At 68.4% G+C, this 18,215-nt stretch carries 15 protein-coding genes and 1 pseudogene; 12 read left to right on the forward strand and 4 right to left on the reverse strand.

Features of this window, described 5'->3' with window-relative positions; translation table 11 throughout:
• The 8 genes and pseudogenes from C0461_RS09055 to hflX form a co-directional block, all read left to right on the forward strand.
• A pseudogene (locus tag C0461_RS09055) lies at positions 1-239 on the forward strand (hypothetical protein); the annotation flags it as partial.
• A gap of 38 nt (positions 240-277) precedes the next feature.
• Positions 278-1,009, forward strand: coding sequence for an RluA family pseudouridine synthase (locus C0461_RS09060; RefSeq protein WP_292105968.1), 732 nt, complete (start codon positions 278-280; stop codon positions 1,007-1,009).
• Between the two features lie 10 nt (positions 1,010-1,019).
• Entirely contained in the window at positions 1,020-2,030 is a 1,011-nt protein-coding gene (gene dusB, locus C0461_RS09065; protein WP_292105971.1) for a tRNA dihydrouridine synthase DusB, read from the forward strand.
• A gap of 52 nt (positions 2,031-2,082) precedes the next feature.
• Positions 2,083-4,347, forward strand: a complete 2,265-nt coding sequence (locus tag C0461_RS09070) for a PAS domain-containing sensor histidine kinase (RefSeq protein WP_292105974.1) — start codon at positions 2,083-2,085, stop codon at positions 4,345-4,347.
• 9 nt (positions 4,348-4,356) lie between these two features.
• Entirely contained in the window at positions 4,357-5,775 is a 1,419-nt protein-coding gene (locus C0461_RS09075; protein WP_292105977.1) for a sigma-54 dependent transcriptional regulator, read from the forward strand.
• The gene (locus C0461_RS09080) at positions 5,775-6,638 is read left to right on the forward strand and encodes a D-amino-acid transaminase (protein ID WP_292105979.1); all 864 of its coding nucleotides are present in this window, start codon (positions 5,775-5,777) and stop codon (positions 6,636-6,638) included. The genes C0461_RS09075 and C0461_RS09080 overlap by 1 nt, the downstream gene beginning before the upstream one ends.
• 114 nt (positions 6,639-6,752) lie before the next feature.
• Positions 6,753-6,998, forward strand: coding sequence for an RNA chaperone Hfq (gene hfq, locus C0461_RS09085; protein WP_013269198.1), 246 nt, complete (start codon positions 6,753-6,755; stop codon positions 6,996-6,998).
• Entirely contained in the window at positions 6,999-8,303 is a 1,305-nt protein-coding gene (hflX, locus tag C0461_RS09090) for a GTPase HflX (RefSeq protein ID WP_292105982.1), read from the forward strand.
• 11 nt (positions 8,304-8,314) lie between these two features.
• Here hflX and C0461_RS09095 read toward each other — a convergent pair whose 3' ends face one another.
• Entirely contained in the window at positions 8,315-8,770 is a 456-nt protein-coding gene (locus C0461_RS09095; protein ID WP_292105985.1) for a tRNA (cytidine(34)-2'-O)-methyltransferase, read from the reverse strand.
• A 194-nt stretch (positions 8,771-8,964) separates the two neighbouring features.
• On the opposite strand from C0461_RS09095, the gene petA reads away from it, so the two are divergent.
• From petA to C0461_RS09110, 3 genes are read left to right on the forward strand one after another with little or no spacing between them, the layout of a single operon-like run.
• The gene (gene petA, locus C0461_RS09100; protein ID WP_292105986.1) at positions 8,965-9,507 is read left to right on the forward strand and encodes a ubiquinol-cytochrome c reductase iron-sulfur subunit; all 543 of its coding nucleotides are present in this window, start codon (positions 8,965-8,967) and stop codon (positions 9,505-9,507) included.
• Between the two features lie 20 nt (positions 9,508-9,527).
• A complete protein-coding gene (locus C0461_RS09105) occupies positions 9,528-10,847 on the forward strand; it encodes a cytochrome b/b6 (protein ID WP_292105988.1) in 1,320 nt (439 codons plus the stop codon).
• Positions 10,848-10,882: 35 nt separating this feature from the next.
• Positions 10,883-11,734, forward strand: a complete 852-nt coding sequence (locus C0461_RS09110) for a cytochrome c1 (protein ID WP_292105991.1) — start codon at positions 10,883-10,885, stop codon at positions 11,732-11,734.
• Positions 11,735-11,815: 81 nt separating this feature from the next.
• On the opposite strand, the gene C0461_RS09115 is transcribed toward C0461_RS09110, so the two are convergent.
• The 3 genes from C0461_RS09115 to C0461_RS09125 are packed head-to-tail and all read right to left on the reverse strand — an operon-like array spanning position 11,816 to position 16,666.
• Complete coding sequence (locus tag C0461_RS09115) at positions 11,816-12,610, reverse strand: DsbA family protein (protein WP_292105993.1); 795 nt, start codon at positions 12,608-12,610, stop codon at positions 11,816-11,818.
• A gap of 16 nt (positions 12,611-12,626) precedes the next feature.
• Positions 12,627-14,072 (reverse strand): M48 family metalloprotease, encoded by a 1,446-nt coding sequence (locus tag C0461_RS09120; protein WP_292105996.1) that lies wholly within the window; start codon positions 14,070-14,072, stop codon positions 12,627-12,629.
• A gap of 56 nt (positions 14,073-14,128) precedes the next feature.
• Entirely contained in the window at positions 14,129-16,666 is a 2,538-nt protein-coding gene (locus C0461_RS09125; protein WP_292105999.1) for an Rne/Rng family ribonuclease, read from the reverse strand.
• Between the two features lie 427 nt (positions 16,667-17,093).
• Between C0461_RS09125 and C0461_RS09130 the strand changes: the two genes are divergently transcribed.
• On the forward strand, positions 17,094-18,215 hold a 1,122-nt coding region (locus C0461_RS09130; protein WP_292106001.1), incomplete at its 3' end, for an N-acetylmuramoyl-L-alanine amidase.

Genomic DNA, 18,215 nt, shown 5'->3' on the forward strand with positions numbered 1-18,215 from the left:
TCTGGGGCGCGGTGATCGGCTCGATCCTGCTTCTGCTGCGCAACCGGCTGGCGGTTCCGGCCTTCGGCCTGTCGCTGCTGGGCGCGGTCGTCAGCCTGATCTACGGCCAGTTCATCAATCCGCCGCCGCTGCCCCCGGACATGACGATGATGAGCTACATGCCGTGGGTGATCGTCGTGATCGCCGCCTTCCTGGCCTGGTACGCCTGGACCATGGGCAAGAAAGGCGTTCTGCGCTGAGGGCTGACGGGCGGTCGGGAATGGCCTAAAGCCCGGGCGTGAGTTTCCAGCCGCCCGTCACCCTGTCTGATCAGGACATCGCCGCCGTCCGCTCGTGGGTCATCCACGAGGACGCGCATGTGATCGCCTTCGACAAGCCCTCGGGGCTGTCCAGTCAGGGCGGACGCATTCAGGCCCATACGCTGGACGACCTGCTGTGGGCCTTCGCCCGGTCCAACGGCAAGCGGCCGGATCTGGTGCACCGGCTGGACCGCGACACCTCCGGCGTCATTCTGGCGGGCAAGACCAAGCCCGCAACCGCCTTTCTGGGCAAGGCGCTGCAGGCCAAGCGCTTCCGCAAGACCTATCTGGCGCTTGTGGAGGCCGCGCCCGAGCCGCGCGGCGGGGAGATCGACGCCCACCTGCTGCGTCAGGAGGTCGGCCGCGAAAGCCACATGCGCGTGGTGGAGGAGGGCACGCCCGGCGCCCAGCCGTCGCGCACCCGCTACCGCACCCTGTCCGCCAACGATCAGGGCGCCCTGATCGAACTGGAGCCCCTGACCGGCCGCATGCATCAGCTGCGGGTTCACATGGCGCACATCGGGCGGCCGCTGGTGGGCGATGCGCGCTATGGCGGCGCCCTGACCTTCTCCGGCGGCGCGGCGCCGCGCCTGATGCTGCATGCCGCCCGGCTGACCTTCCCCCATCCCGAGGGTGAAACGCTCACGATCGAGGCGGCGCTTCCGGCGGATTTTCGCGCCCTGATGGACCGCGCGGGCCTGAGCCTCTAGATCAACTGCCATGAACGGCAAGCTTCAGATCGGCGACGTCACCGTGCCCGGCCGGGTGCTGACCGCGCCCATGACCGGCATCACGGACCTGCCGTTCCGTCGCGTGGCCTCGGCGCTGGGCGCGCCCTATGTGGCTACCGAGATGGTCGCCGCGGCTGAGTTGGCCCGCGCCCGGCCCGACGTGGTGCGCCGCGCCGCGGTGGGGGAGGGCCTGCCCCTGACGGTCATCCAGCTGGTGGGCCGCGACCCGGGCCGCATGGCTGAAGGCGCCGCCATGGCCGAGCGCGCGGGCGCGGACATCATCGACCTGAACTATGGCTGCCCGGCCAAGGAGGTCACGGGCGTCGCCTCGGGCTCGGCCCTGATGCGCGATCTGGATCTGGCTTGCGCCATCATCCAGGCGGTGGTGAAGGCCACGTCGCGCCCCGTCACGGTCAAGATGCGTCTGGGCTGGGACGACGCCAGCCGCAACGCACCCGAGCTGGCCCGCCGGGCCGAGGCGCTCGGGGTTCAGGCCGTCACTGTCCACGGCCGCACCCGCAAGCAGTTCTACACCGGCCAGGCCGACTGGACCGCCGTGGGCGAGGTGAAGGCCGCGGTCTCCATCCCGGTCATCGTCAATGGCGACATTCTCACGCCCGAGGATGCTCGTTCGGCGCTGGCGGCGTCCGGGGCCGACGCCCTGATGCTGGGGCGCGGGGTCTATGGCCGTCCGTGGCTGGCCGCTCATCTGGACGCGGCCCTGAACGGCGATCCGGCCGCAGCCGAGCCGGACGCGGCGCTGCGTCTGGCCATCGTGCTCGACCATTTCCGCCAGACCCTGGCCTTCTATGGCGAGGGCCTGGGTCTGAAGATGTTCCGCAAGCATCTGGGCTGGTACGTGGAGCAGGCGCCGTGGCCCGGCTGTCCGCTAGAGCGTCGTCAGGCCAAGGCCCGCCTGTGTCGCCTGGAGACGCCTGAAGCGGTTGAGGCGGCCCTGGGGGACTTGTGGTTGCGGCCCGCCGTCCGGCTGGTGGCGTAATTCAGCAACATTTGTGTTGAGTCCAGGTCACAGCACGGCCTAGTCTGGGAGAATGACTGACCGCGCGCCCTCAGACAGCGCCCTTGATCTGCGCCAGGCCGAACCGGCCTCCGGACGGCTGCACGCCCTGTGGGGCTGGACGCTTCAGAACCGCGGCCGCGCCCTGTTCTGGGTGGCGTACGCGGTGGCGGCTCTCGTGACGGGGGCGGGCGTGTGGCTGGTGGCGGCTGCGCCGGGCGTGGACTCCGGCCGGGGCGGGGCCCAGGCGGCGGCCAGCCAGGCGGTCCTGGTCATCCTGCTGGCCAATCTGGTTCTGATCGCATTCCTGGCTCTGGTTGTGGGCCTGCGGGTGCTTGATCTGGCGCGCGAGCGGGTGCGTGACGCCGGAGCGCGTCTGCACCTGCGCTTCGTCACCCTGTTCTCGCTCGTGGCCGTGGCGCCGGCCATCCTGATCGCGGTGGCCTTCGGCGTATTGGTCAACCGGGGCGTGGACCAGTGGTTCAGCAACAATGTGCGCGCCGCCGTCGAGAACGGCGCCTCCATCGGCCGGGCCTATGTGCTGGACGTGCAGACCGACATGGAGCGTGACCTGGCGACCATGTCGAACGAACTGGGCGGACCGGTGCGGCAGGTGTTCGACAACCGCATACAGTTCTCCAACGCCCTGACCCAGATGGCTGAATTCTTCGGTTATCCGGCTATCTACATCCTGAACGGTGAGGGCGAGGTGCTGGCCCGCGGCGAAACGGCGAGCGCGCCGCCCTATCTGGCCCCGCCCAGTTCCGCCATCGCGGTGGCGGCGGCGGGCGAGGACGCGGCGGTGGAGGCGACCCAGAATCCCGATGTCATACGCATCCTGTATCCGCTGCCGGAGTACGGTGACGCCTATCTCTATGTGGTGCGGCCCCTGGCGCCCGGCCTGATCGCCCAGATGAACACCAGCCAGGACTCCATCGAGGCCTACCGCGAGGCAGAGGAGAGCCGGGCCCGCATCCAGGCCGCCTTCGCCCTGAGCTATGTGGAGACGGCGTTGCTGGTGCTGGTGGGCGCGGTGTGGCTGGGCCTGTCGGCTGCCAACGCCATTGCCAGGCCGGTGGCCCGGCTTGTCCAGGCGGCGGACCGGGTGGCCGAGGGCGATCTGACGGCGCGGGTGGATTCCAGCGCCGACCCTGAGGAGATCGCGGTTCTGTCGCGCGCCTTCAACCGCATGACCGGCGACCTTCAGGCGCAGCAGGAGGCCTTGCGCGCCGCCAGCGAGGACGCCCAGGCCCGCAGCCTGTTCATCGAAACCGTGCTGTCCGGCGTCAGCGCGGGGGTCATCGGTCTGGACAGGAAGGGCCGCATCTCCGCCATCAACGAAAGCGCCACCCAGCTTCTGTCGATCCAGGAGCCGAAAGTTCTGGGCAAGGCCCTCGCGAAGGTCGCGCCCGAGCTAGGCGATCTGGTCGCCCGGGGCGAAGCCCGCGTGGACGAGGAGATCGACGTCACTCGCGACGGCGAGACCCTGCGCCTGCGGGTGCGGGTCGAGGGCGGACTGGGCGGTGAGATGGTGCTGACCTTCGACGACATCACCCGACTTGTCACGGCACAGCGCAACGCCGCCTGGAAGGATGTCGCCCGCCGCATCGCCCACGAGATCAAGAACCCCCTGACTCCCATCCAGCTGTCGGCCGAACGCCTGCGCCGCAAATACCGGTCCCAGGTCGCTGACGATGTGGAGACTTTCGACCGCTGCACCGAGACCATCATCCGGCAGGTGGGTGACATCGGCCGTATGGTGGACGAGTTCTCCTCCTTCGCCCGCATGCCTGCCCCCCGCTTCGCGCCGGAGGACGCCGCCGAACTCCTGCGTCAGGCCGTGTTCGCCCAGCGCGTCGCGGATCCCGAGGTGGCTGTTCACATGGCCGACCCGCCTGACGCCGTCATCAGCTGCGACGGCCGCATGGTCGGCCAGGCCCTGGCCAATCTGCTCAAGAACGCCGGGGAGGCCGTGGCGGCCGCCCGCACCCAGGGCCGCAAGGCCGACGGCGGCGTCTCGGCCGTGCTGGAGGTCGAGGACGGCCGCGCCACCTTCATCATCGAGGATGACGGCGTCGGCTTGCCGGAAAAGGATCGCGACCGCCTGACCGAGCCCTATGTCACCACCCGCGAGAAGGGCACCGGCCTAGGCCTGGCCATCGTCAAACGCATCTGTGAGGACCACGGCGGCGAACTGAAGCTGGCGGACGCGCAGGACCTGAAGGGCGCGCGTTTCTGCATGATCTTCCCCCTTCAGAACTCAACCCCATTGGACGCCCCTGCGGCGTCGCAACAATAGAGAGGCGACATGCGAGTCACACCTGGCGGCGCCGACGTTCTGGTCGTCGATGACGAGGCCGACATCCGTGATCTGGTTTCCGGCCTCCTCGAGGACGAGGGTCACGCGGTGCGGACTGCGTCCAACTCAGAAGAAGCCCTGGCCGCTATCAAGGCCAGGAAGCCCTCGCTGCTGGTTCTGGACATCTGGATGCAGGGCGGCGGCATGGATGGGCTGGAACTGCTCGATCTGGTCATGGAACTGGACGCCGACCTGCCGGTGGTCATGATTTCGGGCCACGGCAACATCGAGACCGCCGTCAGCGCGCTCAAGCGGGGCGCCTATGACTTCCTGGAGAAGCCGTTCAAGTCCGACCGCCTTGTGCTGGTCGTCGAGCGGGCGCTGGAAGCCTCGACCCTCAAGCGCGAGAACCGTCGCCTGCGCGCCCGGGCCTTCGTGCCCAAGGGCCTGATCGGGTCGTCCAACTCGGCCCAGCAGTTGCGCTCCACCATCTCCAAGGTGGCCCCGGCCAACAGCCGCGTCCTTGTGGCCGGCCCTCCCGGATCGGGCAAGGAGCTTGTGGCCCGTCAGATTCACGACGGCAGCCCCCGCGCCCGCGCCGAGTTCGTCGCCATCTCCGCTGCGGGCATGACGCCCGAACGGCTGGACGTCGAGCTGTTCGGTGAGGAAGGGGCCGGCGGCCGCCCCTCCAAGATCGGCGTGTTCGAGCGGGCCCACAACGGCACCCTCTATCTGGACGAGGTGGGCGACATGCCCCGCGAGAGCCAGAGCCGCATCCTGCGCGTTCTGGTCGAGCAGCGCTTCCGCCGGGTGGGCGGGGACACCGATGTCCAGGTGGATGTGCGCGTCATCACCTCCACCTCGCGCGACCTGCGTCACGAGATCGCCGAGGGGCGCTTCCGCGAGGACCTGTTCCACCGCCTCAACGTGGTGCCTATCCGCGTGCCGCCCCTGTCCGAGCGGCGCGAGGACATCGGCGAGCTGGTCAACTATTTCGTCGACACCCTGTGCGAGTCCCAGGGCCTGTCCCGTCGCAGCCTCAGCGACGACGCCCTGGCCGTGCTGCAGGTCCACGACTGGCCCGGCAACGTCCGCCAGTTGCGCAACAATGTGGAGCGGCTGCTGATCCTGGCCACCGGGGACGCCTCGGAGCCCATCACGGCCGACATGCTGCCGCAGGAAGTAGCCAACACCGGTGCGGCCGGCGCCCTGGGCGCCGAGCGGGTCATCGCCCTGCCTCTGCGCGAGGCGCGGGAGGTGTTCGAGCGGGAATATCTGACCGCCCAGATCATGCGCTTCGGGGGCAACATCTCGCGCACCGCCACCTTCATCGGCATGGAGCGGTCGGCGCTGCACAGGAAGCTGAAGTCGCTGGGCGTGGCGCCCGTGCGCGGCGGCGTCGAGGATGAGGAAGGCAACGGGGACTGATGTCGAGGGTCGCTTACGTCAACGGAGTCTACCGGCCCCACGGCCAGGCGGTGGTCCATGTGGAGGACCGGGGTTTCCAGTTCGCCGACGGGGTCTACGAGGTCTGGTCCGTGGCCGATGGGCGGCTGGCCGATTTCGACGGCCACATGACGCGCCTGTTCCGCAGCCTCGGGGAACTGCGCATCGAGCCGCCCATGAGCCGCGATGCCCTGACCCGGGTGCTGCGCGAGACGGTGCGACGAAACCGGGTCCGCGACGGAATCGTCTATCTGCAGGTCACCCGCGGCACGGCGCGCCGTGACCACCCGTTCCCGCCGCCGGGCACGCCCCCCAGCGTGGTCGTGACCGCCAGGTCCATGAATTTCGAGGCGCTGGACGCGAAAGCCGCCAAGGGCATCACCGTCCTGACCCAGCCGGACAACCGCTGGGGCCGGTGCGACATCAAGACGGTGGGACTGCTGCCCAACGTGCTGGCGAAACAGGCGGCGCTGGACGCCGGGGCCGGCGACGCCTGGCTGGTGGACGAGATGGGTCTGATCACCGAAGGCACCTCCAACAACGCCTGGATCGTGGACAAGGACGGCGCCCTCAGGACCCGCGACATCCAGGCCAACATCCTGCGTGGCATCACCCGCCAGACTCTGATGGAGATCGTCAGGGAGGAGGGCCTGACCGTCGACGAGCGCCCCTTCAGCGTCGAGGACGCCAAACAGGCCCGCGAGGCCTTCGTCACCTCCGCCTCCGCCTTCGTCCTGCCGGTGGTGGGCATCGACGGGGCGAAGATCGGCGACGGCAAGCCCGGCCCACTGGCGAAGCGGCTGCGCGATCTCTATCTGGACAAGACCCGCGACGAGGCTATCTAGATCGTTGCCGTCGCGCCCGAGTGCGGGCTAGGGTCAGTCCACGGCGTATCCGTCGTCTCCGACGTCCTCCCCGGCGTCGGTCGATCAACAACAAAGAACAGGACAAACCTGGCCATGTCGCAAGACAAGAGACAGAACCTTCAGGACACCTTCCTCAACAGCGTCCGCAAGACCAAGACCCCGCTGACCATCTTCCTGGTGAACGGCGTGAAGCTGCAGGGCATTGTCACCTGGTTCGACAACTTCTGTGTGCTTCTGCGTCGCGACGGCCAGTCCCAGCTGGTCTACAAGCACGCCATTTCCACCATCATGCCTTCCGCGCCCGTGCAGCTGTACGAGCCCGAGGCGGATGAGGACTGATTGACCTCCAAATTCATTGACCACGCCCCGGAGGTCCAGCGCGCCGTCGTCATTCACCCCGACGGGCGCGGGACGTCCTCGCGCCTTGCCGAGGAGCGGCTGGAGGAGGCCGTAGGCCTGTCCGCCGCCCTGGATCTTGACGTGCGCGCCGCCGAGGTGGCGCGCCTGCGCCGCACCGTGCCCGCCACCCTGTTCGGCATGGGCAAGGTGGACGAGATCGCCGCCCTGATCCGCGCCGCCGAGGCCGATGTGGTGGTCATCGACGACGCCCTGACCCCGGTCCAGCAGCGCAATCTTGAGAAGGCGTGGGAGGTCAAGGTCATCGACCGCTCCGGCCTTATCCTCGAGATCTTCGGCCGCCGCGCCCGCACCGCCGAGGGACGACTGCAGGTCGAACTGGCCCGTCTGGACTACGAACGCTCGCGGCTGGTCCGCACCTGGACCCACCTGGAGCGACAGCGGGGCGGCACCGGCTCCACCGGCGGCCCCGGCGAAACCCAGATCGAGCTGGACCGGCGCATGATCGCCGACCGCATCGACAAGCTGAAGGCCGAGTTGGAGGACGTGCGCCGCACCCGCGCCCTGCACCGCAAAGCCAGAAAGCGCGTGCCGTTCCCGTCCGTGGCCCTGGTGGGCTACACCAATGCCGGCAAGTCGACCCTGTTCAACCGCCTGACCGGCTCGGAGGTCCTGGCCAAGGACCTGCTGTTCGCCACCCTGGACACGACCCAGCGCACCATCCGCCTGCCGCAGGGACGCCCGGCCATCATCGCCGATACGGTGGGCTTCATCTCCGATCTGCCCCACGAACTGGTGGCGGCGTTCCGCGCCACGCTGGAGGAGGTGGGCGAGGCCGACCTGATCCTGCACGTGCGCGACATCGCCAGCACCGACACAGAGGCCCAGCGCCGCGACGTGGAGCAGGTTCTGGAGCAGATCCCCGTGCCCGAGGGGCGCACCCGTCGAGTGCTGGAGGTCTGGAACAAGATCGACCTGCTGTCCGACGAGGACCGCGAGGCCGTGCTGGGTCAGGCCGCACGCCAGCTTCAGGAGGGCAAGGCCGTCGCCGTCTCCGCCTGGACGGGGGAGGGGATCGAGACCCTGCGCGAGGCCATCGCCGCCCTGGTGGACGACGAGCCGGAAACCCGCCTGACCCTTGATCCCGGGCAGGGCGAGGCCCTGGCCTGGCTCTACGAGCACGGCCGCGTCACTTTCCGCGACACCGACGCCGACGGCCGCGTCCATCTTGTGGTCAAACTTCCCGCCGCCGCGCTGGGCCGCTTCGAGCAACGCTTCGGCCTGTAGGCTGGCGCGCTTCAGCCTGTCGGCAATCCGCCCGTCTGTCTCAGCGCCTCGAACAGGGCGATCGCCGCCGAAGTGGCCAGATTCAGGGAGCGGGCCTCGGGGCGAATCGGAATGAACAGCCGCGCATCCGCCGCCTCATGCACGAAATCGGGCGCGCCGGCGGTCTCCCGCCCGAACAGCAGGCGATCCTCCGGATGAAAAGCGAAGTCGGTCATGACCCGGGCCGCCTTCGTCGTGAACAGAATCAGCCGCCCCGGCTGTCCGGCGCGGCCATAGGCTTGCCAGTCGTCATGCACCGTCATGTGCGACAGGGGGCCGTAATCCAGGGCCGCGCGCTTCATGGCGCGGTCGTCCAGGGCGAAGCCCGTGGGCCGGATCACGTCCAGCGGCACCCCGAAACAGGCCGACAATCGGATGCAGGCGCCCACGTTCTGGGGAATGTCAGGTTGAAAAAGGGCGAGACGCATTCTAAGGCCCTCATACGCGCGGGGCGGGGCCTTGTCGCGGCCTTAATTGCGAACGCTTCGCATAGAAGCGTCAGTGACTTGCGGCGAACCGCCGCAAATCGGGGCCGAGGCATGGACTGGACGACCCCGCAGGGTTTACGCACCACAGCGTCGTTCCGTTCCGGACCGGCGATGGGTTCTGCAGAGGTGAGACGTTGGCCGAATCGGGCGGACATCCTGAAGGCGGCGGGCAAGACCCGAACCGTCGTGATTTCATTCACATCGCCGCGGGGGCCGCTGCGGCCGGCGCCGGCGTCGCGGCCGTCTGGCCCCTGATCAATTCCATGAACCCGGCGGCTGACACCCTGGCCCTGGCGTCCATCGAGTTCGACCTCACCAAGGTCCAGGAAGGCCAGCAGGTCGTGATCAAGTGGCAGGGCAAGCCGGTGTTCGTGCGCTACCGCACCCCGGCCGAGATCGCGCGCGCCCGCGCCGAGGACAACGCCGGCCTGCCGGATCCCCAGACCGACGCCGAGCGCGTGATCGAAGGTCATGAGCAGTATCTGGTGCTGGTGGGGTCCTGTACGCACTTGGGCTGCGTGCCCACCTTCGGCACCGGCGATTTCGGCGGCTGGTTCTGCCCTTGCCACGGGTCGCACTACGACACCTCGGGCCGTATCCGCCGGGGCCCGGCGCCCGCCAATCTGGTGGTCCCGACCTATGAGTATCTGAACGACACCCGGATCCGGATCGGCTGAGCGCGGACGTAAGAGAAATCATGAGCGACCACGAATCCACCTACGTCCCCAAGACCGCTTTCGAGCGGTGGATGGACAGCCGTCTGCCGATCATTCGTTTCGGCGCGGACTACATGAGCCTGCCGACCCCCAGGAATCTCAACTACTGGTGGACCTTCGGCGGCATCCTGATGCTGTGCCTGGGCATCCAGATCGTGACCGGCATCCTGCTGGCCATGCACTATGTGCCCAACACCGAGATGGCCTTTGAATCGGTCGAACGCATCATGCGCGACGTGAACGGGGGCTGGCTGATCCGCTATGTCCACGCCAACGGCGCCTCGATGTTCTTCATCGCGGCCTACATCCACATGCTGCGCGGCCTGTACTACGGCTCGTACAAGGCCCCGCGCGAGATGATCTGGATCGTCGGCTGCCTGATCTTCTTCCTGCTGATCGGCACCGCTTTCCTCGGCTACGTCCTGCCCTGGGGCCAGATGTCGTTCCACGGCGCGGTGGTGATCACCAATCTGATCGGCTCCATCCCGGTGGTGGGCGGTCCGATCCTGACCTGGCTGCAGGGCGGTCCGGCCATCGACAACGCGACCCTGAACCGCTTCTTCTCGCTGCACTATTTGCTGCCGTTCCTGATCGCCGGCTGCGTGGTGCTGCACCTGTGGGCCCTGCACCACGCCGGTCAGAACAACCCGGTGGGGATTCTGATCCCCAAGGAGCGCCAGGCCAAGGACACCCTGCCTTTCCACCCGTACTACACGGTCAAGGACGGCTTCGCGGTCATCCTGTTCCTGCTGCTGTTCTCCTACTTCGTGTTCTTCAATCCGAACGCCCTGGGCCACGCCGACAACTTCATCCCGGCCAACCCGCTGGTGACGCCCGCCCATATCGTGCCGGAATGGTACCTGCTGCCGTTCTACGCCATCCTGCGAGCCATCCCCGACAAGTTCGGCGGCGTGGTGGCCATGTTCGGCTCCATCGGCATCCTGTTCGTGCTGCCGTGGCTGGACCGGTCCCGCATCCGCTCCATGCGCTACCGTCCGATCATGAAGGTGCTGTTCGTCCTGTTCGTGGTGAACGGCTTCATCCTGGGCTGGTGCGGCGCCGAGCTGCCGGACGCCCATGTGATCGGCAACTTCTCCACCTTCACCGTCTATGACGGCGACCTGAACAGCTTCCTGTGGCTGGGGCGTTTCGCGACCCTCTACTACTTCGCCTTCTTCTTGGTCATGCCGTTCGTGGCGCTGAAGGAGAAGCCGCTGCCGGTCCCGAGCTCCATCTCCGAACCCGTCCTTTCGCCTGCCGTGCCTTCGCACGATGAGGCCCACCCCGAGAAGAAGGGTTGAGCGCGATGATGCGTCCTGTCGCCAAAGCCCCCCGCATGGCCGTGAAGGCCGCCCTCGTCGCCGCCGTCGCGGCCCTGGGCCTGACCGCCGCCGCGCCCGCGCTCGCAGCGGGTGAGGCCAAGCATCCGCGCTCCGGCAACTTCAGCTTCGAAGGGCCCTTCGGCACCTTCGATCAGGGTCAGTTGCAGCGGGGCTACAAGGTCTACCGTGAGGTCTGCGCCGCCTGTCACGGCATGGATCTGCTGTCCTTCCGCAACCTGGCGGAAGAGGGCGGGCCGTTCTGGGATCCGCACGAGAGCAATCCCAACAACAATCGTTTCGTGCGCGCCCTGGCCGCCGAGTTCGAGATCGCCGACATCGATTCCGAAACCGGCGAGGCGGTGCTGCGTCCGGGCACGCCTGCCGACAGTTTCCCGAACCCGTATCCGAACGCCACGGCCGCCGCTGCGGCCAACGGCGGCGCCTTCCCGCCTGACCTGTCCGTCATGGCCAAGGCCCGACACGACGGCGCCAACTACATCTACTCGCTGCTGTCCGGCTACGAAGAGCCCCCCGCCGGTCTGCGCATGGCCTCGGGCCAGTACTACAACCCCTATATGGCCGGTGACATGACGCCCTTCTGGGACGGCGATCCGGAGCATGTGCCCTACGGCGGCTTCATCGCCATGCCGAACCCGCTGCGGGCCGGCCAGGTGACCTTTGACGACGGGACCGAGGCGACCGTCGACCAGATGTCGCGCGACGTGGCCGCCTTCATCGCGTGGGCGTCTGATCCCAGGGCGGTGGAGCGCAAGCGCACCGGTCTGGCGGTGATGATCTACCTGCTGCTGTTCGGGGGCCTGACCTACGCCAGCTACCGCCGCATCTGGCGCGGCGTCGCTCACTGACCCCCAGCATATGACCAGACGAAAGGCCCGTGAATCGCTTCACGGGCCTTTTGCTTTTTTTCCGGACCGCCGCGTCTGGCTTCAGCCGCCGCGCGCCGCCGCGATGGCCCCGGCCACCACACGCGGATCGATCCCGTCGGTGGCGCGGCCGTTGACGATGAAAGTCGGGGTGCCCTGAAGGTTCATCTGGCGCGCGGCCTCGTGAATGTCGCCCACGTGCCCCTCGGCCGCCTGCGAGGTGATGAAGGCGCGCGCGGCGTTCATATCCACGCCCGCTTCCTGCAGCACTTCGTCCACCGCCGCTACATCCAGCGCCGGCTCGGCCATCAGGGCCTGATGGACCTCCAGATACCGACCCTGCTCGTGGGCGGCCAGAGCCGCGCGGGCGGCGTAGTTTGAGGTCTCGTCTCCTGGCCGATCCAGAATGGGCCATTCCTTGAAGACGAAGCGCACGTCGGGATTGGCCTGAACCAGCGCCAGCAGGCCCGGCGCCACCGACTTGCAGCCCGGACAGCGATAATCGAAGAACTCGATCACCGTCACCGCCGCCTGCCCGGGCGCGGGCCCCACGGCGGGATCGCGCGGATCGTGGGCGATCAGGGAGGGATCAGAGGATATGGCCGCGTTGATCGCCTCGGTTCCAGCCGCCTGCTGCTGGACCTGCCGCGCCTGAAGCATTTCCTCCAGCACCTCGGGATGACTGAGCAGATAGGCGCGCACCCGGCCGTCGAAGTCTCCGCCGGTCAGCCAGGGCAGGGCCGAGACCCCCAGCGCGACCACGGATACGCCCAGGGCGGCCAGCCCGAGACGCGGATCGCGGATCCAGCCGGCGCGGTCGGAAGAAGGCGTGGCCGGGCGGTCGGCGTCGTCAGTCATGAAATCTCCTGGGGGCTCAGTGCTGGTGCGCGGGCGTGTGTGACAGGCGTCGCGCCGTCACCTCTTCGTAAAGGGACCGGGGTCGCTCACTTTGGCGACGATCCAGGTCGTCCAGATCCTCGGGCCTGGCGCCTGAGGCCAGAACGATGTCCACGGCCCTGCGCCACTCGACCGATCCGGGGTCGAGCATGTCGCGGGCACGCAGGGCGAACTGGGTCGCCTGCCGCTGCTGGCCGACGGAGAAGTGGAACTCGGCCGAGGCCAGGCGCGCCTCACCCTCCATGCCCAGCGTCGAATAGGCCTGGGACATGAGCCGCCAGGCCATGGGATTGTTCGGCTCATCGATCGTGGCGCGGCGCAGCTCGGTGATCGCGCGGTCCAGGACCGTCTCGTCATGGGTCTCGATCAGGGCGTGCGCCAGATTGATCCGCAACAGGGGCGCATCCTCCGGCATCAGCTCCACTGCGCGCGTATGGGCCGGCACGGCGGCGGCGGGAGAGCCGGCCTCGAACAGAATCTGTCCCTTGAGCTCCCAGTAATAGGGATTCTCCGGGTCCTCCTCGATCAGGGCGTCCACGGCGTCCACGGCCCGCTGGGTCTCCCCCTGGCGATACCAGGCGATGGCCCGGGCGTAGCGGGCGGGCAGGGACGTATCGCTTTCCCGATAGGTGCGGAAGGTCTGGGTGGGCGGATTCAGGAAGGCGTCGATCTTGGCCAGCATCAGGGCGTGCTGGCCCGCCCAGTGTTCCGGCTCTGCGGCGTTGTAGTTGGGCAGGTTCTCCACCGGGCGACGCAGGTTCTCGATGCGGCGCGACGACAGCGGGTGGCTGCGGAAATAGGGATAGCGGCGGGCGTCGGAAAACACTTCCTGCGCCCGGAATTCCTCGAAGAACTCCACCAGGCCCCGCGCCGACAGGCCCGCGCGGTCCAGGGCCTGGGCGCCGGTGAGGTCAGCCTCGCCTTCCTGGCTCTGCATGTACTGCAGCGCGCCGATGGTGCCGAAATAGCCCGAGCTGCCCAACAGGGCTGCGCCCGCGTCCGGCGCGCCCGCCGCGATGGCCAGGGCGCCCAGGGCCATGGACACCAGGAAGGGTTGCATGCCCGCGTCGGAAGCTCCGTCACGCAGGGTATGGCGGTTCTTGATGTGACCGGCCTCGTGGGCGATCACGCCCAGAAGCTGGCCGGGATTGTCGGTCTCCAGGATCAGCCCCGTGTGAAACCCCATGATCTGCCCGCGCGTGGCGAAGGCGTTCAGGGTCGGGTCGTTGATCAGCAGGATGGTGACGTCATCCGGCTCCAGCCCCATGGCGTCCAGCACCGGGTCGGACCATTCACGGATGATGGACTCGACCTCGGTGTCACGGATGATGGACTGGGCGGAAGCGTGATCCGCCGCGAACAGCCCTGTCGCCAGGACCGCTGCTGCGGCGACGCCTGAAACGAGACGACGAGGCAAGGCCATGTTCGAACTCCTCGACTTCAGCCCCCGCGCCCCCGCATCAATCTAGCGTCCCCGCCTCAGCGGCGCCACCACCCTCGTTTGGGTTTGGCGGGCGGCGCCTGAATCTGGGCGTCGTCCGCCTCGATGATCGCGGCGATGTCGGCCTTGGCTTCAGGCTCCGGGGCCACGACAGGTTCCGGCTCAGGCGCGGCCTGCACCTGCGGCCGGACTGGCTCCGGCGCCGGTTCGGGCGCGGCTTGGGGAGAGTCCGCCAGCGCCTCCTCGACGGCCGGTTCGGCGATCGTGACTTCCAGCGCCTCGCCCGCCACGTCGGCGGCGGGCTTGCGGCGAACGCGCCGGCGCTTGGGCGCTTCGACGGCGTCTGCGACCGGGGCGGGAACGGTGTCCGGCTCCACGTAGGGCTTGGCCTCCTCGGGCGTCATGCCTTCCGACGCTGCGCGCGCCCTGGCGGCTTCCTCCCGGCTGCGGCGCGGCCGCGCGGGCTTTTCGGTCCTTTCGTCGCCGCGCTCCGGCCGTTCGGTCTGTTCGCTGCGTTCGGGATGTCCGCCCTCCATCAGGTCCAGCGGGTTGAACCACACGTAGGGATCCTGCACCGACGGGGTGCGGCCGCGCACCCAGGTGTAGGCGTCGCGATCGCCTTCTTCACGGGCGCGGCGGCCGCCACGGCGTCCACGGCGGCGGCGGCGGCCGCCTTCGTCATCATTGCCGGCGGCCTCGAAGGCGTCGTCCTCGCGGGCCGGAGCGGCGCCGGACTCATCGTCCTCGCCGCCGCGTCCGCCACGCCGGCGCCGGCGACGGCGACGGCCGCGGCCTTCGCCGTTTCCATCGTTCTCGTCGCGGGTTTCGGTCCGTTCGCCGCCGACCTGATCCGGGGCCTCGGTCTCTTCGGAGTCGTCGTCCTCGTACTCGTCTTCGTCCTCGTCGTCCTCGACGGCCAGGTCATCGACGTCGTCGGCGGACGAGGGCAGGGCCTTGTCCTGATACGGCGGCTCGAAGTCCTCGTTGGTTTCGGTGCGCTCGATGACATGTTCGCTCTGGGCCAGGCTGTCGTCCACGATCACGTTGACGAACAGGCCGCGCTGTTCCTCGAGGCGGCTCAGATGGGCGCGCTTGTGGTTCAGGACGTACAGGGCCACGGCCGTGCACAGACGCAGGTTGATCGCCCCGGCGCCGCCCTTGCCCGCCTCGATGTCCACCAGACGCAGGGCCATCAGGGCGGCGGACTCCACCGACCGGATGCGCCCGGCGCCCTGACAGTGCGGGCACACCTCCGTGGCGCCTTCCAGCACGCCGATGCGGCGACGCTGGCGGCTGATCTCCATCAGGCCGAAGATCGAGATCTTGCCCATCTGGACGCGGGCCCGGTCCGTCGACAGCGCGTCCTTGAGGACCTTCTCGACCGACCGGTTGTTCTTGGCTTCATCCATGTCGATGAAGTCGATGACCACGAGCCCGGCCAGATCGCGCAGACGCAGCTGGCGGGCGGCCTCCACAGCCGCCTCAAGATTGGTCTTGTAGGCCGTTTGCTCGACGTTGCGCTCCTTGGTGGCGCGCCCGGAGTTGACGTCTATGGCCACCAGGGCCTCGGTCTGGTTGATCACCAGATAGCCGCCGGACTTCAGCGGCACCACGGGCTGGTGGATCTGGTGCAGGATGTCCTCGATGCCCTGGGCCGCGAACAGCGGCCTGGAGCCCTTGTACAGGTGCACCTTCTTGGCTTGGGAGGGCATCAGCACGCGCATGAAGTCCCGCGCCTCGCGCCAGCCTTCCTCGCCCTCGACCTGGATGCCGTCGAAATCCTTGTCGAACATGTCGCGCACCGCGCGGCGGACCAGGTTCTCTTCCTCATAGATCAGCGAGGGCGCGTTGGAGTTCAGCGTCGTCTCGCGGATCGTCTCCCACAGGCGCAGCAGATATTCGTAGTCCCGCTTGATCTCGGCCTTGGTGCGCTTGGCGCCGGCCGTGCGGATGATCAGGCCCATGCCCTTGGGCACTTCCAGGGCCGCCGCCGCCGCCTTCAGGCGCTTGCGGTCCGTGGCCTGGGTGATCTTGCGGCTGATGCCGCCGCCCTTGCCGGTGTTGGGCATCAGCACGCAGTAGCGTCCCGCCAGCGACAGCCATGTCGTCAGGGCCGCGCCCTTGGCCCCGCGCTCGTCCTTGACCACCTGCACCAGCAGGATCTGGCGGCGCTTGATCACGTCCTGGATCTTGTAGCGCCGCATCAGGCGACGCTTCAGGCGCTCTTCCTCGGCGGGGCCGCCCTCGGACTCGTCGTCGGCGCTTTCGCGCTCCAGATGCTCGTCGCCGTCGTCGTCCGTCTCGGCCATGATGGCTTCGCGGTCGGCGACCGGGATCTGGTAATAGTCCGGATGGATTTCGTTGAAGGCCAGGAAGCCGTGGCGATTGCCGCCGTATTCCACGAAGGCCGCCTGCAGGCTGGGCTCTACGCGGGTGACCTTGGCCAGATAGATATTGCCGCGCAGCTGGCGCCGCGCCTTGGATTCAAAATCAAATTCCTCGACCTGGCGGCCGTCCACGATGGCGACGCGCGTTTCTTCCGCGTGCGCCGCATCGATCAGCATTGTCTTCGACATTAAGTGTATCTCCAGGGCGCGCCGGTCCCCGGCCTTCCGTCAGGAAGGCGCGAGCGGCTCGCCGATATGGTGTGAGGGGCATGGCCCGCGTCGATCCAAAGGCCGAGCGGACGCGGGCGCGAGTGGCGCCGGCTGCGTCGTCAGGCTGCGGGGAGACGGAAGGCGTCAGGCCCATGATTGTTATCGTTGCTCCAAGACCGGTGCGCACGCGGCGCGATCGGCCTCAGGTGAGCGAGTCGGCCGGATGGTCCGGAAAACCCGTCGGATAAGGCGGAATTGGACCGTTCACGCGCCTTCGCGGCGAGCGATCCGTGCATAGCATAGTGATGCGCGGGGCGAATGGAAAGCGCCGTCCGCCTTAACCCGTTGCTCACCACGGCATGGCATGGTGGTGGAAAGAACACTTTAATTGGTGGGTGCATCGCGCATGTCGCGAATGGTCGAGAGCTTTTCTGGACAAGAAGGCCGTGTTCGTCGCGGCCTGTTGATCCTTGCCGCCCTGATCGTTTTCGCGGTGGCCGTTCTGGCGGCGGGGGCCGGTCTGGCCCTGGGCGCCCAGGGCGATGTGCTGCGTGTGCGCTTCGGCGGCGACGCCGAGCGGACCCGCATCGTGGTGGACATGGAGCGGACCGCCCGCGGTTCCGTCCGTGAGTCGGGCGAGGCCGGGCGTGTGGTGCTCAGCCTGTCCGGTGTCTCGGCCGGGCAGGGCGTCAGCGGGCGCGGCCTGGGCCTCGTGCGCGCCTATGAAATGCAGGGATCCGGCCGCGGCGCGGAGCTGCGGCTGGAGCTGGCCGGCGGCGCCGAGGTGGAGCGCCGCTTCCTGCTGCCCCCCGGCGACGGGATCCCCCACTATCGCTATGTCATCGACCTGAAGGCCACCGACGCGGCCGCGGCCCCCCGGCCCGAGCGCAATCCGCCGCGGACGGTTTCCGCCCCTCAGAGGCGCGAGCGGCCCCTGATCGTCATCGACGCCGGCCACGGCGGGCACGATCCCGGAACCCTGGGCGGGCGCGTCAATGAAAGCGCCGTGACGCTGCAGGCGGCCCAGGATCTCAAGACCGAGATCGAGCGCATCGGCGGCTATCGGGTCATGCTGACCCGCACCTCCGACGTCTATGTCACCCGTTCGCGCCGGGTCGCCATGGCCCGCGAGGCCGGAGCCGACCTGTTCATCTCGCTGCACGCCGATGCGGGCGCCGACCGCACCACGCGCGGCGCCAGCGTCTACACCCTGTCCGAACAGGGCGCCGTGCGCGCCGTGCGTCAGGCCACCAGCCGCGACGGCTGGCATGCCGATCTCCAGCTGCCGGGCCGGGACCCGACGGTCGACCGCATCCTGCTGGACATGACCCAGCGCGCCACCCAGAACCGTTCGGCCCAGGCGGCGCGCGTCCTGCTGACCCATCTGGAGGCCTCGGGCCATCCGATGCTGAACCGCAGCCACCGCGACGCCAATTTCGAGGTCCTGCTGGCGCCCGACGTCCCGGCCCTGCTGCTGGAGATGGGCTTCATGACCAATCCGGACGACGAGCAGCTCCTGACCGACGAA

Source organism: Brevundimonas sp. (genome assembly GCF_013823285.1).
GTDB lineage: Bacteria > Pseudomonadota > Alphaproteobacteria > Caulobacterales > Caulobacteraceae > Brevundimonas.

What these genes read in the sequence shown, in the direction of transcription:
- dusB (WP_292105971.1), top strand. Translation starts at nt 1,020, where the DNA reads ATGAACGGCAAGCTTCAGATCGGCGACGTCACCGTGCCCGGCCGGGTG.
- C0461_RS09070 (WP_292105974.1), top strand. Translation starts at nt 2,083, where the DNA reads ATGACTGACCGCGCGCCCTCAGACAGCGCCCTTGATCTGCGCCAGGCC.
- C0461_RS09075 (WP_292105977.1), top strand. Translation starts at nt 4,357, where the DNA reads ATGCGAGTCACACCTGGCGGCGCCGACGTTCTGGTCGTCGATGACGAG.
- C0461_RS09080 (WP_292105979.1), top strand. Translation starts at nt 5,775, where the DNA reads ATGTCGAGGGTCGCTTACGTCAACGGAGTCTACCGGCCCCACGGCCAG.
- hfq (WP_013269198.1), top strand. Translation starts at nt 6,753, where the DNA reads ATGTCGCAAGACAAGAGACAGAACCTTCAGGACACCTTCCTCAACAGC.
- C0461_RS09095 (WP_292105985.1), bottom strand. Translation starts at nt 8,770, where the DNA reads ATGCGTCTCGCCCTTTTTCAACCTGACATTCCCCAGAACGTGGGCGCC.
- C0461_RS09105 (WP_292105988.1), top strand. Translation starts at nt 9,528, where the DNA reads ATGAGCGACCACGAATCCACCTACGTCCCCAAGACCGCTTTCGAGCGG.
- C0461_RS09110 (WP_292105991.1), top strand. Translation starts at nt 10,883, where the DNA reads ATGGCCGTGAAGGCCGCCCTCGTCGCCGCCGTCGCGGCCCTGGGCCTG.
- C0461_RS09115 (WP_292105993.1), bottom strand. Translation starts at nt 12,610, where the DNA reads ATGACTGACGACGCCGACCGCCCGGCCACGCCTTCTTCCGACCGCGCC.
- C0461_RS09120 (WP_292105996.1), bottom strand. Translation starts at nt 14,072, where the DNA reads ATGGCCTTGCCTCGTCGTCTCGTTTCAGGCGTCGCCGCAGCAGCGGTC.
- C0461_RS09125 (WP_292105999.1), bottom strand. Translation starts at nt 16,666, where the DNA reads ATGTCGAAGACAATGCTGATCGATGCGGCGCACGCGGAAGAAACGCGC.